14 protein-coding genes are annotated in these 16195 nt (G+C 59.9%); 7 read left to right on the top strand and 7 right to left on the bottom strand.

Going from position 1 to position 16195, the window contains the following annotated elements; genetic code table 11:
* Positions 1 to 78 precede the first annotated feature (78 nt).
* A complete protein-coding gene (locus WD026_RS09575) occupies positions 79 to 537 on the top strand; it encodes a hypothetical protein (protein WP_425723437.1) in 459 nt (152 codons plus the stop codon).
* Complete coding sequence (locus WD026_RS09570) at positions 419 to 1033, top strand: DsbA family protein (RefSeq protein WP_425723746.1); 615 nt, start codon at positions 419 to 421, stop codon at positions 1031 to 1033. Before WD026_RS09575 ends, WD026_RS09570 begins: the two co-directional genes overlap by 119 nt.
* A gap of 83 nt (positions 1034 to 1116) precedes the next feature.
* Here the strand turns inward: WD026_RS09570 and WD026_RS09565 are convergent, their stop codons facing one another.
* The 5 genes from WD026_RS09565 to WD026_RS09545 all read right to left on the bottom strand — a co-directional run bounded on the left by WD026_RS09565 (position 1117) and on the right by WD026_RS09545 (position 5507).
* Entirely contained in the window at positions 1117 to 1401 is a 285-nt protein-coding gene (locus WD026_RS09565) for a CopK family periplasmic copper-binding protein (RefSeq protein WP_425723436.1), read from the bottom strand.
* A 603-nt stretch (positions 1402 to 2004) separates the two neighbouring features.
* Positions 2005 to 2367 carry a copper-binding protein gene (locus WD026_RS09560; RefSeq protein ID WP_425723435.1) on the bottom strand — a complete coding sequence of 121 codons (363 nt, stop codon included), beginning with the start codon at positions 2365 to 2367 and terminating at the stop codon, positions 2005 to 2007.
* Between the two features lie 55 nt (positions 2368 to 2422).
* Positions 2423 to 2914: a cupredoxin domain-containing protein gene (locus WD026_RS09555; RefSeq protein ID WP_425723434.1), complete on the bottom strand. Its 492-nt coding sequence runs from the start codon at positions 2912 to 2914 to the stop codon at positions 2423 to 2425.
* Positions 2915 to 2984: 70 nt separating this feature from the next.
* The gene (locus WD026_RS09550) at positions 2985 to 4373 is read right to left on the bottom strand and encodes a multicopper oxidase family protein (protein ID WP_425723433.1); all 1389 of its coding nucleotides are present in this window, start codon (positions 4371 to 4373) and stop codon (positions 2985 to 2987) included.
* Between the two features lie 24 nt (positions 4374 to 4397).
* Positions 4398 to 5507: a hypothetical protein gene (locus WD026_RS09545; RefSeq protein WP_425723432.1), complete on the bottom strand. Its 1110-nt coding sequence runs from the start codon at positions 5505 to 5507 to the stop codon at positions 4398 to 4400.
* 143 nt (positions 5508 to 5650) lie between these two features.
* On the opposite strand from WD026_RS09545, the gene WD026_RS09540 reads away from it, so the two are divergent.
* The 5 genes from WD026_RS09540 to WD026_RS09520 all read left to right on the top strand — a co-directional run bounded on the left by WD026_RS09540 (position 5651) and on the right by WD026_RS09520 (position 14243).
* Entirely contained in the window at positions 5651 to 6328 is a 678-nt protein-coding gene (locus WD026_RS09540) for a heavy metal response regulator transcription factor (RefSeq protein WP_425723431.1), read from the top strand.
* A 5-nt stretch (positions 6329 to 6333) separates the two neighbouring features.
* Positions 6334 to 7761, top strand: coding sequence for a heavy metal sensor histidine kinase (locus WD026_RS09535; protein WP_425723430.1), 1428 nt, complete (start codon positions 6334 to 6336; stop codon positions 7759 to 7761).
* A 505-nt stretch (positions 7762 to 8266) separates the two neighbouring features.
* Positions 8267 to 9532 carry a TolC family protein gene (locus WD026_RS09530; RefSeq protein ID WP_425723429.1) on the top strand — a complete coding sequence of 422 codons (1266 nt, stop codon included), beginning with the start codon at positions 8267 to 8269 and terminating at the stop codon, positions 9530 to 9532.
* Positions 9529 to 11127, top strand: a complete 1599-nt coding sequence (locus WD026_RS09525; protein ID WP_425723428.1) for an efflux RND transporter periplasmic adaptor subunit — start codon at positions 9529 to 9531, stop codon at positions 11125 to 11127. The genes WD026_RS09530 and WD026_RS09525 overlap by 4 nt, the downstream gene beginning before the upstream one ends.
* Positions 11124 to 14243 (top strand): efflux RND transporter permease subunit, encoded by a 3120-nt coding sequence (locus WD026_RS09520; RefSeq protein WP_425723427.1) that lies wholly within the window; start codon positions 11124 to 11126, stop codon positions 14241 to 14243. The genes WD026_RS09525 and WD026_RS09520 overlap by 4 nt, the downstream gene beginning before the upstream one ends.
* Positions 14244 to 14539: 296 nt before the next feature.
* Here the strand turns inward: WD026_RS09520 and WD026_RS09515 are convergent, their stop codons facing one another.
* Together WD026_RS09515 and WD026_RS09510 are read right to left on the bottom strand one after the other, a co-directional pair.
* Entirely contained in the window at positions 14540 to 15553 is a 1014-nt protein-coding gene (locus WD026_RS09515) for a TniQ family protein (protein WP_425723426.1), read from the bottom strand.
* Positions 15550 to 16095 (bottom strand): hypothetical protein, encoded by a 546-nt coding sequence (locus tag WD026_RS09510; protein WP_425723757.1) that lies wholly within the window; start codon positions 16093 to 16095, stop codon positions 15550 to 15552. Before WD026_RS09510 ends, WD026_RS09515 begins: the two co-directional genes overlap by 4 nt.
* Positions 16096 to 16195: the final 100 nt, after the last annotated feature.

Genomic DNA, 16195 nt, shown 5'->3' with positions numbered 1-16195 from the left:
CGAGATCGTGGGCTGCTACCTGCCGCTGCTGTTGCCACGAGGTCAGGGATCGGTTGGTTATCGTTGTCCACAGCGGTTGTGAGTCTTGCCACCTTTGCATTGTTGTTGACCCTCCACGCTGCACCATCGTGGCGGGTACACGCGGGCTACGGAGGGGTATACGCGGGGGCAGTACTTGGCTGGTTGTGGTTAGTTGATGGAGCCCGACCGTCTACCGCGGACTTGGCGGGCTTTGGCCTCACTCTCGTGGGTATGACGGTTACTGCTTACAAACCTCGCGCTCGAAACCAGAGACCCTGCAGACCGAGCGCTCTATCAAACTGTCCTACTCCTTACTGGCGCAGGAAATCAAATGCTTGTGAGCACTATCAAATCACGCCGCTTCGTAGTTCTTATTTCAGGTCTCGCGGTCATTGCGATATTTTTCGCCGCTGTTTTCCTCTACCAGCGTTACGTTTTACGTGTTGTAGCACTGCAGGCCAATGTGCAGGCCGACGCAATGGTTCGTCCGCACTCGCCCGTAATCGGTCCAGATAATGCTCGGGTCACAATCGTGGAGTTCTTTGATCCCGCATGTGAAGCTTGCAAGTCCTTTCATCCTTACCTTAAGCAGACTCTATCGGAATTTCCGCAAGAGGTGCGACTGGTGATTCGCTATGCGCCACTCCACAAAGAATTATCTGTTCAGGCGATTAATGTTCTTGAGGCAGCGCGTGCTCAAGGTCGGTTTGAAGTAACGCTGGATGCGTTGCTGGAGGGACAGCGAGCATGGGCAAGACAAGGTGCAAACCCTGTAGCCCGAGTATGGGCTATTGCACAAGCTGCGGGATTGAACATCGAGCAAGCGAGCATATATGTGGCTTCTGGTGCTGTGAATGTGGTTTTGGTCCAAGATGTTGCAGATATGAAAGCAATCGGTGTTCGGGTCACTCCAACTTTCTTTGTCAACGGAATTCCGTTGCAATCAGCCGATCCGAATCAGCTCCACGATCTGGTCAAGCAGGAAGTGGAACGATCGGGACGCATCCAGTGAAGTTAGGCTGCATCCCGATGCAGCAGCATTAAGCATGCCCCATTGCAATGCTACTGTGAATCAAGCGCGGTTTCGTTAAGCGCTCAGTTTCCATGGCCCTTAAGTAGCAGCAAGTGCAGGCGAGCAACTTCGTTGCCAACTGTCGTGATGCTCCTGCCATCAACCGTTTGTACGATTTCACCTTCTTTAAGGTGAAGCACGCTTCCGAACTTACTTTCTTTGGCCATCCGGCCATCTTTGAAAACGTACAGCGTCTCGCCTTTCTGCAGTGCTACGACTTCCCTTGCTTCAGATCGGGCGGCGTCCATGGCGAAGACCGGCACGACAGCTACCAGCGACAAGACTAGGATGGATAGTTTGCGAATCATCAAGTGCTCCTTGGATAACGATCACACTGCTCGAATGAGGCAATGTGGTACAGCGTACAGGTTTAATGTAGCGAAACACCCCTGTCTGACAGCTTGCGAGTGCGTGACATTCTGGTCATCACAATGTCAGACAGGCTTGCAGTAACCGTAAGCGCCCTGCTCTCCAGCCTGTCCCATCAGGTGTGCTTGCAATACCCGGCAAGGCTATTCAGCTGGGTTGGTGGGCATAGGACCCAGAGGAATCTATCTTTCGTATGGTGGTTGCTTTCGTCGCCGCAACGCTGCTGATTTCAAGCGTGGGACGGGCGAACTTTTACGGAAGATTCACGCAAGTGTGCACAGCTTGCTGCCAGTCTCGCCTCAGATGGAGACCGAGCGCGCAAGACTCGTTTGTCTCCCTAGTTAGGCAAAGAGCCGCGTGCAGTGCTTATTTGAACGCGACCGTGAATGGCTGCACGGTTCGGCAAGATTCGAAAGCTGGGGTGGTTCGGGAACTGCAGTTTTCGGCAAATTGATCCCGGCAGCTTCGAGGAAAAGCCGGTACCGCTTTTAATTAGCGGTCCCGGCAAACGATTTGCGCAGTGGAGAGTCTACAAACCAATACTACTTGGCTGGCTGGATGTCGGTAACCACCATCTTGCCGGCATCCATGATTACTACAAACTGGATCTTATCCCCTACTTGGACCTTATCCAGTAAGGCTTTATCCTTGACGTTGAACACCATGGACATGGGGGGCATGTCCAGATTCTTGATCTCAGAGTGTTTGATCGTGACCTTGCCATTTTCTTTGTCGACCTTGCGGATCTCTCCGTCGGTCATGCCGGGTGCCGCGACCATGGGCATCTTGTCCTTGCCTACGCCCATCTTGCCGTGGTCCATGTTCATTTGAGCCAGCGCGGGGCCGGCAAAAGCAAACGAAAGCGATGCGGCTAGAGCGACCATCAATGCATTGAAGTTTCTCATATGGTGTTCTCCTAAAGAGTGTCCGTCGGTAAGCGCTTAAAAATGCGATGACAGTTTATTGATTGGCCACCTTGACCTGACCCTTCATACCTGCGTCGTAGTGACCGGGGTGAAGGCATGCGAAGTCAACTACGCCCCCCTTGGTGAACCGCCAGATGACCTCGCCCTTTTGGCCAGGCTTCAACGAAATCTTGTTGGGCTCGTCATGTTCCATGCCTGGAAACTTCTTCATGACTTCGTAGTGCTCTTTCAGTTCCTTTTCAGTTCCCAAGCTGAATTCGTGCGGAACTTTCCCTGAATTAGAGACGACAAAGCGAATCGTCTCGCCTTTTTTGACAGTCACCAGCGCAGGAGTAAAGCGCATGCTGTCAGCAGCGTCCACCTGAATAGTGCGAGAGACTTTTGCAGCGACACCCGGCTCACCAATTGGTGATTCATCGTGACCACCACTGTGCTTGCCCGCTGCTGTGGCAGCAGATGCTGCCAGTGATGCCGCCGCGACGAAGAAGCTTGCGCGTTTGGAAATGTGTAGGCTCGAGAACTTCATGTGATTCCTTTATGGTGGTGTGGAGAGAGGTGGCGGATACGGATAGGTTGCATAACGGGGCCAATAGCAATCAGTGCGCCATTCCCTTGCTGCTCGGCTTTACCGCTTTGGCGTTTGCCGGGCCAGTATCGGCAGCGGCTTTGGGTCTGACTGCCGGGAGTGGAGCACCGGTCCACTCACGCGCCACCGTGCCTTCAGGAAACTTGTAGGGACCCGGGTCCTTGTAGTCGCCCGGTTTCTGGTCCTTGCGCACCTTGAACACGGTGAACATGCCACCCATCTCAAGCGGGCCAAACTGGCCTGTCCCGGTCATCATCGGCGCGGTGTTGTCGGGGATAGGCATCTGCATCTCACCCATGTCGGCCATACCACGTTCGCCCATCATCATGTAGTCGGGCACCACTTTCTGAATCTTGTTGACCAGGCCGCGGTGATCCACACCGATCATGGTGGGCACGTCATGACCCATGGCGTTCATGGTGTGGTGGCTCTTGTGGCAGTGCATGGCCCAGTCGCCTTCCTCGTCGGCGATCAGCTCGATCTGCCTCATCTGTCCAACGGCTACGTCGGTCGTCACCTCGTACCAGCGGGTGCTCGGTGGCGTCGGGCCGCCGTCGGTACCAGTCACCAGGAATTCGTGGCCGTGCAGGTGGATCGGGTGGTTGGTCATGGTGAGGTTGCCCACACGGATCCGGACGCGGTCATTGAGCCGAACATTGAGTGTGTCGATCGCCGGAAAGACACGACTGTTCCAGCACCAAATGTTGAAGTCGGTCATGGTGGCAACCTTTGGTGTTTTGCTTCCTGGCTCTACGTCAAAGGCGTTGAGCAAGAAGCAGAAATCCCGATCCACCTCGCTGATGTGCGGGTGCTTGCCCTTGGGATGCGTGACCCACATTCCCATCATGCCCATGGCCATCTGGACCATTTCGTCCGCGTGGGGGTGGTACATGAAGGTTCCAGGGCGGCGCGCCTCGAACTCATACACGAACGTTTTGCCCACTGGGATGGCGGGTTGGTTGAGTCCACCCACACCGTCCATGCCGCTGGGCAGGCGCTGGCCGTGCCAGTGGATGGTGGTGTGCTCCGGCAGTTTGTTGGTGACGAAGATGCGCACGCGGTCGCCCTCGACGACCTCGATGGTCGGGCCCGGGCTCTGGCCGTTGTAGCCCCACATGTTGACCTTGAAGCCGGGCGAGACTTCGCGCACCACCGGTTCAGCCACCAGGTGGAATTCTTTGACACCGTTGTTCATCTTCCACGGCAGGGTCCAACCGTTGAGGGTTACGACCGGGTTGTATGGTCTGCCAGTGGTGGGCATCAGGGGAGGAGCGGTTTCTACAGAAGTCTGATACACCGGCTCGGGTAGTGCTGCCATAGCAGAGCGTGCAACCGCCAAGCCAGCCACAGAGGCGGCAGCACCTGCAAAAAACTGTCGTCGTGAATTGATGAGGCTCATGCTCTTGTTCCTATTCCTGTGCGATCAATGACCAGCGGCTGCAGCGGGCTCAGCGCCGCCACCACCGAGCGATACAAAGTTGTCGGGCGCTCCACCTTGCAGAACCCACTGCAGATCGGTCTCTGCTATCCAGAAGTCACGCTGCGCTTCGATGGCACTAGCCACGGCCTGCGACTGGCTGGAAACTTCACTAAGCAAGTCCCACACGCTTTTGAGCATGCCGTTGTAGTGAAGCACCGTCTCTTCGGTGATGAACTCGCGCACCTTCAGTACCTCATCACGTGAGCCGAGGGCCACAGCGTGGCTGGCCAGATAGGCTTGGCGAGCCAGACGGGCGTTGGCGCTGTTGCGCATACCCTCGGAGCGGGGAAGTGCTGCGGCGATGGCTGCGGTCCGTTCTTCGAGCACCTGTGCAGGCAGCGCCTGGGCGGGTATGTCCGGCAAACGATCGGGCAGCGTGACTGTGGTGTGCACCCCCGTGAGGCCCAGGGTCTTGATCAATGAGGCCTCCGCCTGCGTCGCAGCATGCTGCGCTTTGCGAACGTTCATCTTTGCTGAAGACTGTGCCAACTGAACCTGTGCTTGCTGCAGCTTGCTCCAGTTACCCACGCTCACCATGCGTCGACCCAGTTCATTACCAGCTTCGGTCGCGTCCAAAACATCGCGGTGCTGCTTGAGAACTTGGCGGGCTGCTACAGCTTGAATCCACGCTTTGCGCGCTTGAGCAGCTACCTCGAACAACTCATCCAGATCATCTACCCTGCGTTGCCAGATCGGATCGATCTCTGTCCATCGGCCTTGGGCGATCAAATCGACATTGGCTGTGCCGATCCTGTTCATCGGCTTGATCAAGGCAAGATGAAACTTCCACGCTTGGCGCACAGCCGCCTCGGGGGTCAGCAGCGTCAGACCGTGCACGGCTTGGTCCTGGGGCTGGGCGGCGGGAGCGTTTTCTTTTTCCCACTTCAGAATATCCGCGTGACCCCGCTTGAATTGGCCCACTGCGTCGTTGGCTTCACGCCAGTTTTGCTCGGCCGGTGCGGGTGGAAGCTGGGCGGACGCCAGCAGTGGAATGGTCAGCGCACCAAGCGCGGTGGCGCGGAGGGCGACTAATGGGATGGATCGAAGAATCACTGATCAGCTCCTGTTCAATGGGTTTCAGACTGACTGCAGTCTGCAAAACCCTACCCGTCACCAACCTGTCGGCTTCATTACAAAGTTGTCAGGTTCAGTCGCGGGGAGTCGCTGGCAGCGAAAATTCGCCCATAGGAGTGTTCGTGAAGATTCTGATTGTTGAAGACGAGCGTAAGACAGGCGAGTACCTGAGCATGGGACTGCGCGAAGCCGGGTACGCTGTCGAGTTACTGACCAATGGGGTGGATGGTTTGCACCACGCCATGGAGGGTGACCACGATCTGATCATCCTGGACGTCATGATGCCGGGGCTGGATGGGTGGCAGGTGCTCAAAGGCCTGCGCGAACATGGCCGACAAATGCCGGTGTTGTTTCTGACTGCCAAAGACCATGTGGAAGATCGGGTGAAGGGTCTAGAGCTCGGTGCCGATGACTATCTGGTCAAGCCGTTTTCCTTCTCAGAACTATTGGCCAGGGTTCGCACGATCCTGCGTCGTGGCCGCTCGGGGATGGAGCCCACCACGCTGCGTGTAGCCGATCTCGAGCTGGATCTACTGCGCCGTCGTGTCACCCGAGCGGGCAAACGGATCGACCTCACCGCGAAGGAGTTTGGTTTGTTGGAACTCCTGATGCGCCGCCAAGGCGAGGTGTTACCTCGGACGCTGATTGCCTCGCAGGTTTGGGACGTCAACTTCGACAGCGACACCAACGTGATCGAAGTGGCTATGCGTCGCCTGCGCGCCAAGGTGGATGACGGGTTCGAATGCCGCCTACTGCAAACCGTACGCGGCATGGGCTATGTGCTCGAAGTGCCGGAGTAAACCGGATGATCCAGCGTCTGACATTGACCGCTCGCCTGACTCTGCTCTACACCTTGGTATCGGCTACGGTTCTCCTGGGGCTAGGGATATTGGTGGCGTGGTCTGCGCATCAGCACTTCATTGAGCTTGATCAGGACTACCTCCAAGACAAGGTGCAGTTGGTCCAGAAGATCATGAACGAGACACCAGGAGGAGTTGCTCTCGCAGCAAAGCTTGACGACCTGCTCGACAGCCACCATGGCCTGTTCGTGGCGATCCACCAAAACGAAGCACTGGTGTACGAACCAAGAGGCATCACCTTTCCAGTAGTGCTGTCTCTGCCGGGGAACGCCATGAAGCCTCTGGAATGGACCGACGGCGATCGTCATTTGCGCGGTATGAGCGTAGAGATGGTGGTGCCAAGTCGCTCCGGCGAGGGAGTCGCTGAGACAAATCGAGTTCGCGTGATGCTCGCCTTGGACACACTGCATCACACACATTTCATGCAAGTCCTTCGCCAGCAGTTGGCCATCTATGTGCTGGTGGCCACATTTGTAAGCGGCTTGCTCGGTTGGTGGGCTGCGCGAAGTGGTCTGGCGCCGCTGCGGGTGATGAAGGAGCGGGCGCTCAAGGTAACTGCACAGAAGCTTGACCAGCGCATGCCTGTCGAGGCGGTACCCGTGGAATTGGCTGACCTGGCCAACAGTCTCAACGCGATGCTGGAGAGGCTGCAAGCGGATTTCATCAAGCTTACGGACTTCTCAAGCGATCTTGCTCATGAATTGCGCACACCTATCAGCAACATGCTTACCCAGACACAGGTGTCGCTTTCCCAGCACCGTGATGCCGCTACCTACCGCGACATCCTAGCCTCCAATGCTGAGGAGTTTCAGCGTCTGGGGCGCATGGTGTCTGACATGTTGTTCCTCGCGAAGACTGACCATGGTATCGAACTTCCGCACCGGGAGAACGTCGCGCTTGAAGTTGAGGTTGCGAGCTTGCTTGATTACTACGACGCGGTAGCTGAAGAGAAAAATGTTCGCCTCCGTCTAGAGGGCGCTGGCAAGGTGATGGGTGACCGGTTGATGATTCGACGAGCGATCAGCAACCTGCTATCGAATGCTATTCGCCATTCGGAACCCGGCGCTGAAGTGGAGATCTTGCTGGAGCAGCAAGCGGGTACCACCTCGCTGTGCGTGGCCAACTCAGGTGACGTCATCCCGGCTGCCGACGTTCCGCGGCTCTTTGACCGCTTCTACCGGGTCGACAAGGCGCGCAGCCATCCATCATCAGACGGTGCGGGTTTGGGCCTAGCTATTACCAAAGCCATCATGGTGGCGCACGGTGGCGGAATTCTGGTTACATCCGTGCCGGGTAGGACACGGTTCTGTCTGCGTTTTCATGACCTTACTGATTGCACTCCTGTCCCTCAGCAGCATTCGAGCCATGCTTAAGCCTGTGACGTGCAATGTCGGGGACGCCAAACTCTTGTGTCGCGCGCCTTAGAATCAATCCATGCGCCGTTGGTTCGCTCTCATCCTCTGCCTGCTGCTGCCGTTGCAAAGCTTTGCAGTGCTGCAGATAGTGGCTGTTCCTTGCCCAATGCAGGCGGGGATGAGCATGGATGTCGATCTGGGCGACCTGGCCGGGGCCATGGAAGATTGCTGCAACGATTCTGCGACCTCCGAGCGTACCGGGGAGGCTTGCAAGCCTGGCCAAAGCCTGCATGCACCAGCGGTGTGGCTACCGCCTTTCTCCCCTCTTGAGTTCCAAGCCCAGGCGACGCCATCGCTCAGAGATCCTGGCTGGCGCATGCACCTACGCGGTCAGCCGTCCCGTCTCTGGCGCCCTCCCACTTCTGTCTGACTCCCCGTAAAGCGCAGACCACCCCTTGGTGGTACTGCTGTCGCCCGCTTTCAGGGTCAATGCGCCTGAGCGTGCCTGTCCAGGAGATCAGACATGGAATACCTTTCACCTGTTTTGGTGCGTTACGCACTCGCGTTCGCGGGCCTGCTCGCCGCGTTAACCCCGGCCGCTGCTGACGAGCCTCTTGGCCTGAGCGCTGCGGTAAGCGCGGCTGTGGCCCGCTCGCGCAGCCTCGACGCATCCGCCGACGTCGCCCGAAGTGCCCGCGAAATGGCGGTGGCCGCCGGGCAGCGGCCCGACCCGGTGCTGCGCCTGTCTCTCGATAACCTGCCGGTGGATGGACCCGACCGATTCAGCGTCACGCGCGACTTCATGACCATGCGGTCCATCGGTCTGATTCAGACGCTGCCCAATTCGGACAAACGTAGAGCGCGCGCGGAGCGCTTCGAGCGCGAGGCCGACGCGGCTATGAGCGAGCGGATACAGCGCTTGGCTGCGTTGCAGACTGAGGTGGCACAGGCCTGGCTGGAGCGGCGCATGCAGGAGCAACGCTTCGATGTGCTGCAGGCGCAGATCGCTGAGGCGCGAGTGCTGGTGCAGACCACGGAGGCGACACTGCGTGGTGGGCGAGGTTCCATCGCAGATACGCTGGACGCACGCGAAGCGCTGGCCCAACTGGAGCAGGGCCTGATCGGTGCGCTGGCCGAGCGTGCCAACGCCCGCCTGACGCTCGCGCGCTTGACGGGCTGGCCACCCGGTCAGCCGCTGGCCGACCCACCGCCTATGCGGCTCCGCTCCACACCCATCGGCAGCCCAGACAGATTGCCGGACATCAACACCCTGCACGCCCGCGAAGCCGTCGCCCGCGCTGAAGCCGAGGTGGCCCGCCAAGAGCTCAAGCCAGACTGGAGCGCTGAGGTCATGTTCAGCCAGCGCGGCTCGCCGTTCTCCAACATGGTGTCCATCGGCGTGTCGGTGCCACTGCAGTGGGACCAGCCACAACGCCAGCAACGCGAACTTGCTGCACGGCTGGCCCGTGTGAATGAGCTGGAGGCCGAGCGGGAAGAGCTGACCCGCGAGCGTCTGCTGCAGGTGCAGCGCTGGCAGCAGGCGTGGCAGGCGGGGCTGGACCGCCTGGCGTTTCTGGACGCCCAGCGCCGGCCGTTGGCGGCGCAGCGTGTAGACGCCGCGCTGGCTGCCTACCGGGGTGGGCGTGGCGACCTGGGTTCCGTACTTCAGGCACGGCGCGACGTTCTGAACCTGTCTCTGGAGCGCCTGGCGCTGGAACGTGAAACCGCCGGCCTGTGGGCACAACTCGACTACCTCGTCCCCGACACCACCGCAGGAGTCACACCATGAACCAAAAGAACATACCGTTCGTGCTGGCGGCTGTAGCTGCGCTCGTTGCCGTGGGCGGTGGCGCCTGGTGGCTGGGCATGCGGCAGGGTATGGGTCACACCACGGCAGCCACCGCGCAGCCCGTGGCGGGCACAGAGGATCCCTCGCAATGGACCATCCCGCAGGGCGAAGAAGCCACGCGCCGGCACATCCGCGAATCGCTCAAGGCTGGCGACGTGGACCCGGTGACCGGACGGCGCATCCTGAATTACCACGACCCCATGGTGCCCGGCAGAAACTTCGAGGCACCCGCCAAGTCGCCCTTCATGGACATGATGCTGGTGCCGCGCTACGCCGGTAGTGACACGGCCGACGCCAGCAGCGTCAAGGTGAGCCCGCGTATCCAGCAGAACCTGGGGTTGCGCACCGCGCCGGTGGTCGAAGGCTCGCTGGTGTCTGAGGTGACTGCCGTGGGCAACGTGACCTGGAACGAACGCGAGCGCGTGGAGCTGAGCTCACGCGCCATAGCCTTCGTGGAAAAACTGCATGTGAAGGCTGCGCTCGACCGCGTGACCGCCGGCGCTCCGCTGGCTGAGCTGTACGTACCCGACTGGGTGGCAGCCCAGGAAGAGTATCTGGCCCTGGCTCGGATGACCGGCGACGGCGCCGATGCATTGAAGGACGCCGCGAAACAGCGCATGCGTCAGGCCGGTATGACCCCTGCTCACATCCAGCGCGTGGTGGTATCCGGTGCGGTGCAGCCGCGCTTCACACTCACAGCGCCGATCGCCGGCATCGTGAATGAGCTCATGGTGCGCGAGGGCGCCACCGTGATGCCGGGTACGCCGCTAATGCGCCTGCAGGGCACCCGCACGGTGTGGGCCGAGGGCGCAGTGCCCGAGAGTCAGGCCGCGCTGCTGCAGCCGGGGGCGCGCGTACGCACCACCAGCCCCGGAGCACCGGGGCGGACGTTTGAAGGCCAGGTGCAGGCGCTGCTGCCCGAGGTGGACGCGGTTACGCGCACCATCCGCGCACGTGTCGAACTGGCCAACCCCCAGGGGCGGTTGGTGCCCGGCATGCTGGTGAGCATGCGGCTGGACCGCCCGAAGGCAGTGGCGACCTTGCTGGTACCCAGCGATGCGGTGATCTACACCGGCCGGCGCAGTGTGGTGATGGTGGCTGAAGATGGCGGGCGTTTCCGCCCGGTGGAGGTGACGACAGGACTGGAAGTGGGCGGGCAGACCGAGATCAGCGCGGGCTTGGCAGTGGGCCAGCGCGTGGTGCTCTCAGGCCAATTCCTGATCGACTCCGAAGCCAGTTTGCGTGGGCTGGAGGCACGTCTCAACCTAGAGCCTGCACCTGTATCCACTCTGCCGCGTTACACCACCGATGCCGTGGTCGATGCACTCAGTGGTGACACGGTCACACTCACCCATCCGCCAATTGCGGCGCTGAAGTGGCCGCGGATGCAGATGGACTTTCAGTTGCCGCCGCCCGCCCAGAGGCCCCGCCGACTGGAGACCGGCGATCGTGTGCAGATCGAGTTTGAGATGCAGGACGGAGATGTTCCGCGCATCACCCGCCTGCAACCCTTGCCGCGTGAGGCGCAGAAATGATCGCTGGCCTGATCCGCTGGAGTATCCAGAATCGCTTTCTGGTGCTGCTGGTCACCGTGCTGCTCGGCGCATGGGGCGTGGTGGCCCTGCAGCGCACACCGCTGGATGCCTTGCCCGACCTGTCAGACACTCAGGTCATCATCCGCACCACCTGGTCCGGGCAGGCGCCGCAGATCGTGGAGAACCAGGTCACCTACCCGCTGACCACCACCATGCTCTCGGTGCCGGGCGCGCGCGCGGTGCGCGGTTTCTCCATGTTCGGCGACAGCTTCGTTTATGTGCTGTTTGAGGACAATGTGGACCCGTACTGGGCTCGCTCGCGCGTGCTGGAGTACCTGAACCAGGTGCAGGCGCGCCTGCCGCGCGGCGCGAGCGCATCGCTCGGGCCCGACGCCACCGGCGTGGGCTGGATCTACCAGTACGCCCTGATCGACCGCACCGGCGGGCAGGACGTAGCGCAGCTGCGCGCCTTGCAGGATTGGTTCGTGCGTTTCGAGCTCAAGACCGTACCGGACGTGGCTGAGGTGGCCAGCGTAGGGGGTATGGTCAAGCAGTATCAGATCGTGCTGGACCCAGAGAGGATGGCAGCCTACCGCGTGACGCAGGCCATGGTGTCCGACGCGGTGGCGCGCGGCAACCAGGAGGCTGGCGGCTCGGTGCTGGAGCTGGGCGAGGCCGAGTACGCGGTGCGCACCAGCGGCTACCTAAAAACGCTGGACGACTTCCGCGCCATCCCGCTGATTACCAGCAGTGCCGGTGTGTCGGTGCGTTTGGGTGATGTGGCACGCGTGCAGATCGGACCGGAGATGCGGCGCGGTATCGGCGAGCTCGACGGCGAGGGCGAGGCTGTGGGCGGTGTGGTGGTGATGCGTTCGGGCAAGAACGCTCTGCAGACCATCGAAGCGGTGAAGACCCGGCTGGCCGAGCTGCAGCGAAGCCTGCCGGCCGGTGTGGAGATCGTGCCGGTGTACGACCGCTCAGGCCTGATCGAACGTGCGGTGAAGAACCTCGGTGAGAAGCTGATGGAAGAGTTCATCGTGGTGGCACTGGTGTGCCTGGCCTTTTTGTTTCACCTGCGCAGTGCGCTGGTGGCCACCGTGTCGCTGCCGCTGGGCGTGCTGATGGCGTTCATCGTGATGCAGCACCAGGGCCTCAACGCGAACGTGATGTCGCTTGGCGGCATTGCGATCGCCATCGGCGCCATGGTGGACGCGGCCATCGTGATGATCGAGAACGCTCACAAGCACCTGGAGCGCTGGGCGCACCAGCATCCCGGTGAAATGCTGCAGGGTGAACCGCGCTGGCGCGTAATCGGCGACGCTGCGGCCGAAGTCGGTCCGGCTCTGTTTTTCTCGTTGCTTATCATCACGCTGAGCTTCATTCCGGTGTTCACTCTGGAGGCGCAGGAAGGACGGCTGTTTGCGCCGCTGGCCTTCACGAAAACCTATGCGATGGCCGCCTCCGCAGGCCTGGCCGTGACCTTGATCCCTGTACTCATGGGTTATCTGATTCGCGGGCACATCCCGTCCGAGATCGCCAATCCGTTGAACCGTGCGCTCATTGCGCTGTACCGCCCGGTACTGGACGCCGTGCTGAAGATGCCGAAACTCACGCTACTGGTGGCGGCGCTGGTGCTAGTGGCCAGCCTCTGGCCATTGCGTCAACTGGGCAGCGAGTTCATGCCGCCACTGGACGAAGGCGATCTGCTTTACATGCCCACGGCGTTGCCTGGCCTCTCGGTGGCCAAGGCGGCCGAGCTGCTGCAGCAGACAGATCGATTGATCAAGACCATCCCCGAGGTGCAGAGCGTGTACGGCAAAGCCGGACGCGCTGAGACCGCCACCGACCCGGCGCCGCTGGAGATGTTCGAGACCACGATCCGATTCAAGCCGCGCAACGAGTGGCGCGCCGGCCTCACGCCCGAAGCACTCATCGAAGAGCTCGATCGCACGGTGCGGGTGCCTGGCTTGTCCAACATCTGGGTGCCGCCGATCCGCAACCGCATCGACATGCTGGCCACCGGCATCAAGAGCCCTGTGGGCGTGAAGGTGGCAGGACCGGATCTCGCCACCATCGACCGTCTCACCAGCGAGATTGAAAAGGCGGTGAAGGACGTTCCTGGGGTGAGCAGCGCATTGGCCGAGCGGCTCACGGGCGGACGCTACATCGACGTAGACATCCGCCGCAGTGACGCGGCGCGCTACGGCATGAACGTCGCCGATGTGCAAGACATCGTGACCGGCAGTGTGGGCGGAATGAACATCGGTGAGACCGTTGAAGGCTTGCAGCGGTTTCCGATCAACCTGCGCTATCCACGCGAGCTGCGCGACTCGCTGTCCGCGTTGCGCGCACTGCCCATCGTGGCGCCCAACGGCCAACGCCTGGTGTTGTCCGACGTGGCTGATCTGCGCATCATCGAAGGCCCACCCATGCTGCGCAGCGAGAACGCGCGCCTGGCTGGTTTTGTGTACGTGGACATCCGCGGGCGCGACCTGCGCGGCGCGGTGCTGGACATGCAGCGCGCGGTCGGCGAACGTGTAGCGTTGCCCGCCGGCTACTCGGTGTCCTGGTCGGGTCAGTTCGAGTTTCTGGAACGGGCGACTGCCAAGCTCAAGCTCGTAGTGCCGGCCACTCTGCTCATCATCTTCGTGCTGCTGTACCTGATCTTCCGCCGCTTCGATGAAGCCTTGCTGATCATGGCCACACTGCCGTTCGCGCTGGTGGGCGGGGTGTGGTTTCTCTGGCTGCTCGGTCACAACCTGTCGGTGGCCAGCGTGGTGGGCTTCATTGCGCTGGCCGGCGTGGCTGCCGAGTTCGGCGTGATCATGCTGATCTACCTCAAGCAGGCGTGGCAGGAACGGCTGGACGCCGGACGCACCGACGAGGTTTCGTTGCTTGAGGCCATCCGCGAAGGTGCCGTGCTGCGAGTGCGGCCCAAGGTCATGACGGTGGCCACCATCGTGGCCGGCCTGTTGCCGCTGTTCTGGGGTATTGGTACGGGCAGCGAGGTGATGCAGCGGATCGCTGCGCCGATGATCGGCGGGATGATCAGCGCGCCGCTACTGTCGTTGTTGGTGGTGCCGGTTGCGTATAGGCTGATGCGGCGGCCGCCCTGAACCTCCTCGGCCGTGTAGTTAGCTTCACCCACGCATAAACCTTGGTGAGACGCCTTGCTTTTTTGCCCCCTTTGTCTAGAGCACGCTGTTCATTAGGAGCAAACGAATGACCACCCATGGCCCTGAGTGCCTGCGAAACCCATCAGTGCCAACGGCAGCAGTCGATGCAAAGCAGTCATGAGGATGAAGTTCTGTCGACCAACACCGCCTTAGTTTGGCGGCACGAAATCGTTTTCCTCATTGACCAGACAGGACAACGTGCACCTTGGCTGTTGTAACAATGCAGCTACGATTTTCTAGAAGAGCGTCAGTTGTGAGAGTTGGGGGTTCACACCAGCCCAACTCGTCTTGCGCTTTTGATTCAGCACTGTGCTCAGGATTGACTGAGCCATATGACGGTCAGCCGCTGGAGCCCCACCAGCCATACAGTCAGCAAGCAGTTGAATAACAACGTCCGGTCTTCGAATCCGAAAATGTAGTTTGTCTGACTGCCCAAGTAGTCGCGCGAGCGCATTCGCCCTTTCCAAGCACTGGCGCGCCTTCATCAGTGGCTTTCGCGCTCGCCGCTCTGCACATGGCAGAGATGCTTCATAACCGGCTGCTGTTGCAAGGGAAAAAGCGAGATGCATGCCGCCGTTCAAGCTAAGCGGCCACACCAGCATCATGAGGGGTTCGAGATCACCTTCTGGTGGTCGGTTTAACCTAGTCGGGTGACTCGTTTCAACGGGTTCAGTGGAGGTGCAACGGCTTTGTTCTTCACACCAAGCAGAAAACTGAACCTCCAACCTCGTCGCTGGTGAGGCATCAGGTGGTAGGACAAACTGTAAACGGCAGTTACAAACTTGAAGTGCTGGCCGATTCCATGAAATAGCCCGCTCGCAGTTCGGACAAACTTCAGACAGAAGAGTTTGGTGCTCAGCACAAGCAGTGCTCAAACAGAAATCCCAAGTTGTTCGGCAGTGCCCCAGCTCCTCCAGGCACTGGAAACAGATCCTTGGGTAGCTGCGGTTCAGGAAGTAGCTTCGTCCCAGTTGCTGACCAGCGTAGAAGATGCTGACAGTGCTTGGCCCTTTCTGCATCCAGCCTAGCGCAATATCTAGTGCTTGCGCGTCCGCCCCGAACCATCTATGCAGGAATGGCGTGTCTGCCGCATCTAGCGTCGCGTAGCGACTTTTGCCCAGCAAGGCCTTAAGTTGAGGAAGACCGTTGAGGTGGTTCTCCGTTGCCATGCGTAACGCATATCCTTGGCCTGACTCACCTATGTGGATTCGGCTCTTGGATGGGAATGACGAATATTCCAGGTGTGTCATGGTTCGCGTCGTCTTATCGAGTCCGCGGCTGGACCGCTTGGGTGTATCAAATTGGCCGTCGCTGTCGCAGCGTTTTCGGCCTCAACGCAAACGTGACGTTCGCTTAAAGACGGCCGCTCTGCCTGCCCGGACTGACGATAAAAAGCCTGTTCAGCTCGAACTTTTCGAAGAGCTTGCGCTACGCGCCAACGATCAAACTCCCTCAACCCATCAGTCCACCGCCGTGCCCTCCGCGGAAAGTTATGATCCAGTTCAGTGTCTATGAATGATTGTCCATTCAATTGAAATGAAGGCCCCGGCTTCTCATACACCCGATTAATGATGAGATTTACCCATACTGCACCTTTGCTTGCAGAGCTTTTGGGGTCTACCTCTGGTAGGGAGAAAACATCCTCGGATTGGATGAAATCGAACTCGAACTGTTTGTCGTCTCTTTGGTAAGCATCTCGAAGCTTTGCGATAAAAACTGCAAAGGGATCGGTGTCACGTTCCAAATACTCCTCTCGGCGTAGCGGCGCATCCTCGCCGTTTAACAAAGGCATGCCGCAGTTTCCGCAGTCAGATAAGTGAGAAACGCCTTTGGCGCCTCCCCCAGACACCAGCAGTGCGCGGTGGACGCTAAGTGGGGCTTTGCACCAGAGA

This window comes from Hydrogenophaga sp. R2, assembly GCF_049843595.1.
Lineage (GTDB): Bacteria > Pseudomonadota > Gammaproteobacteria > Burkholderiales > Burkholderiaceae_C > Hydrogenophaga.
Note: the sequence above shows the minus strand (reverse complement) of the source record. Positions and strands in the feature narration are given on the sequence as shown.

What these genes read in the sequence shown, in the direction of transcription:
- WD026_RS09555 (WP_425723434.1), bottom strand. Translation starts at nt 2,914, where the DNA reads ATGAAGTTCTCGAGCCTACACATTTCCAAACGCGCAAGCTTCTTCGTC.
- WD026_RS09535 (WP_425723430.1), top strand. Translation starts at nt 6,334, where the DNA reads ATGATCCAGCGTCTGACATTGACCGCTCGCCTGACTCTGCTCTACACC.
- WD026_RS09525 (WP_425723428.1), top strand. Translation starts at nt 9,529, where the DNA reads ATGAACCAAAAGAACATACCGTTCGTGCTGGCGGCTGTAGCTGCGCTC.
- WD026_RS09550 (WP_425723433.1), bottom strand. Translation starts at nt 4,373, where the DNA reads ATGAGCCTCATCAATTCACGACGACAGTTTTTTGCAGGTGCTGCCGCC.
- WD026_RS09515 (WP_425723426.1), bottom strand. Translation starts at nt 15,553, where the DNA reads ATGACACACCTGGAATATTCGTCATTCCCATCCAAGAGCCGAATCCAC.
- WD026_RS09530 (WP_425723429.1), top strand. Translation starts at nt 8,267, where the DNA reads ATGGAATACCTTTCACCTGTTTTGGTGCGTTACGCACTCGCGTTCGCG.
- WD026_RS09565 (WP_425723436.1), bottom strand. Translation starts at nt 1,401, where the DNA reads ATGATTCGCAAACTATCCATCCTAGTCTTGTCGCTGGTAGCTGTCGTG.
- WD026_RS09560 (WP_425723435.1), bottom strand. Translation starts at nt 2,367, where the DNA reads ATGAGAAACTTCAATGCATTGATGGTCGCTCTAGCCGCATCGCTTTCG.
- WD026_RS09520 (WP_425723427.1), top strand. Translation starts at nt 11,124, where the DNA reads ATGATCGCTGGCCTGATCCGCTGGAGTATCCAGAATCGCTTTCTGGTG.
- WD026_RS09510 (WP_425723757.1), bottom strand. Translation starts at nt 16,095, where the DNA reads ATGCCTTTGTTAAACGGCGAGGATGCGCCGCTACGCCGAGAGGAGTAT.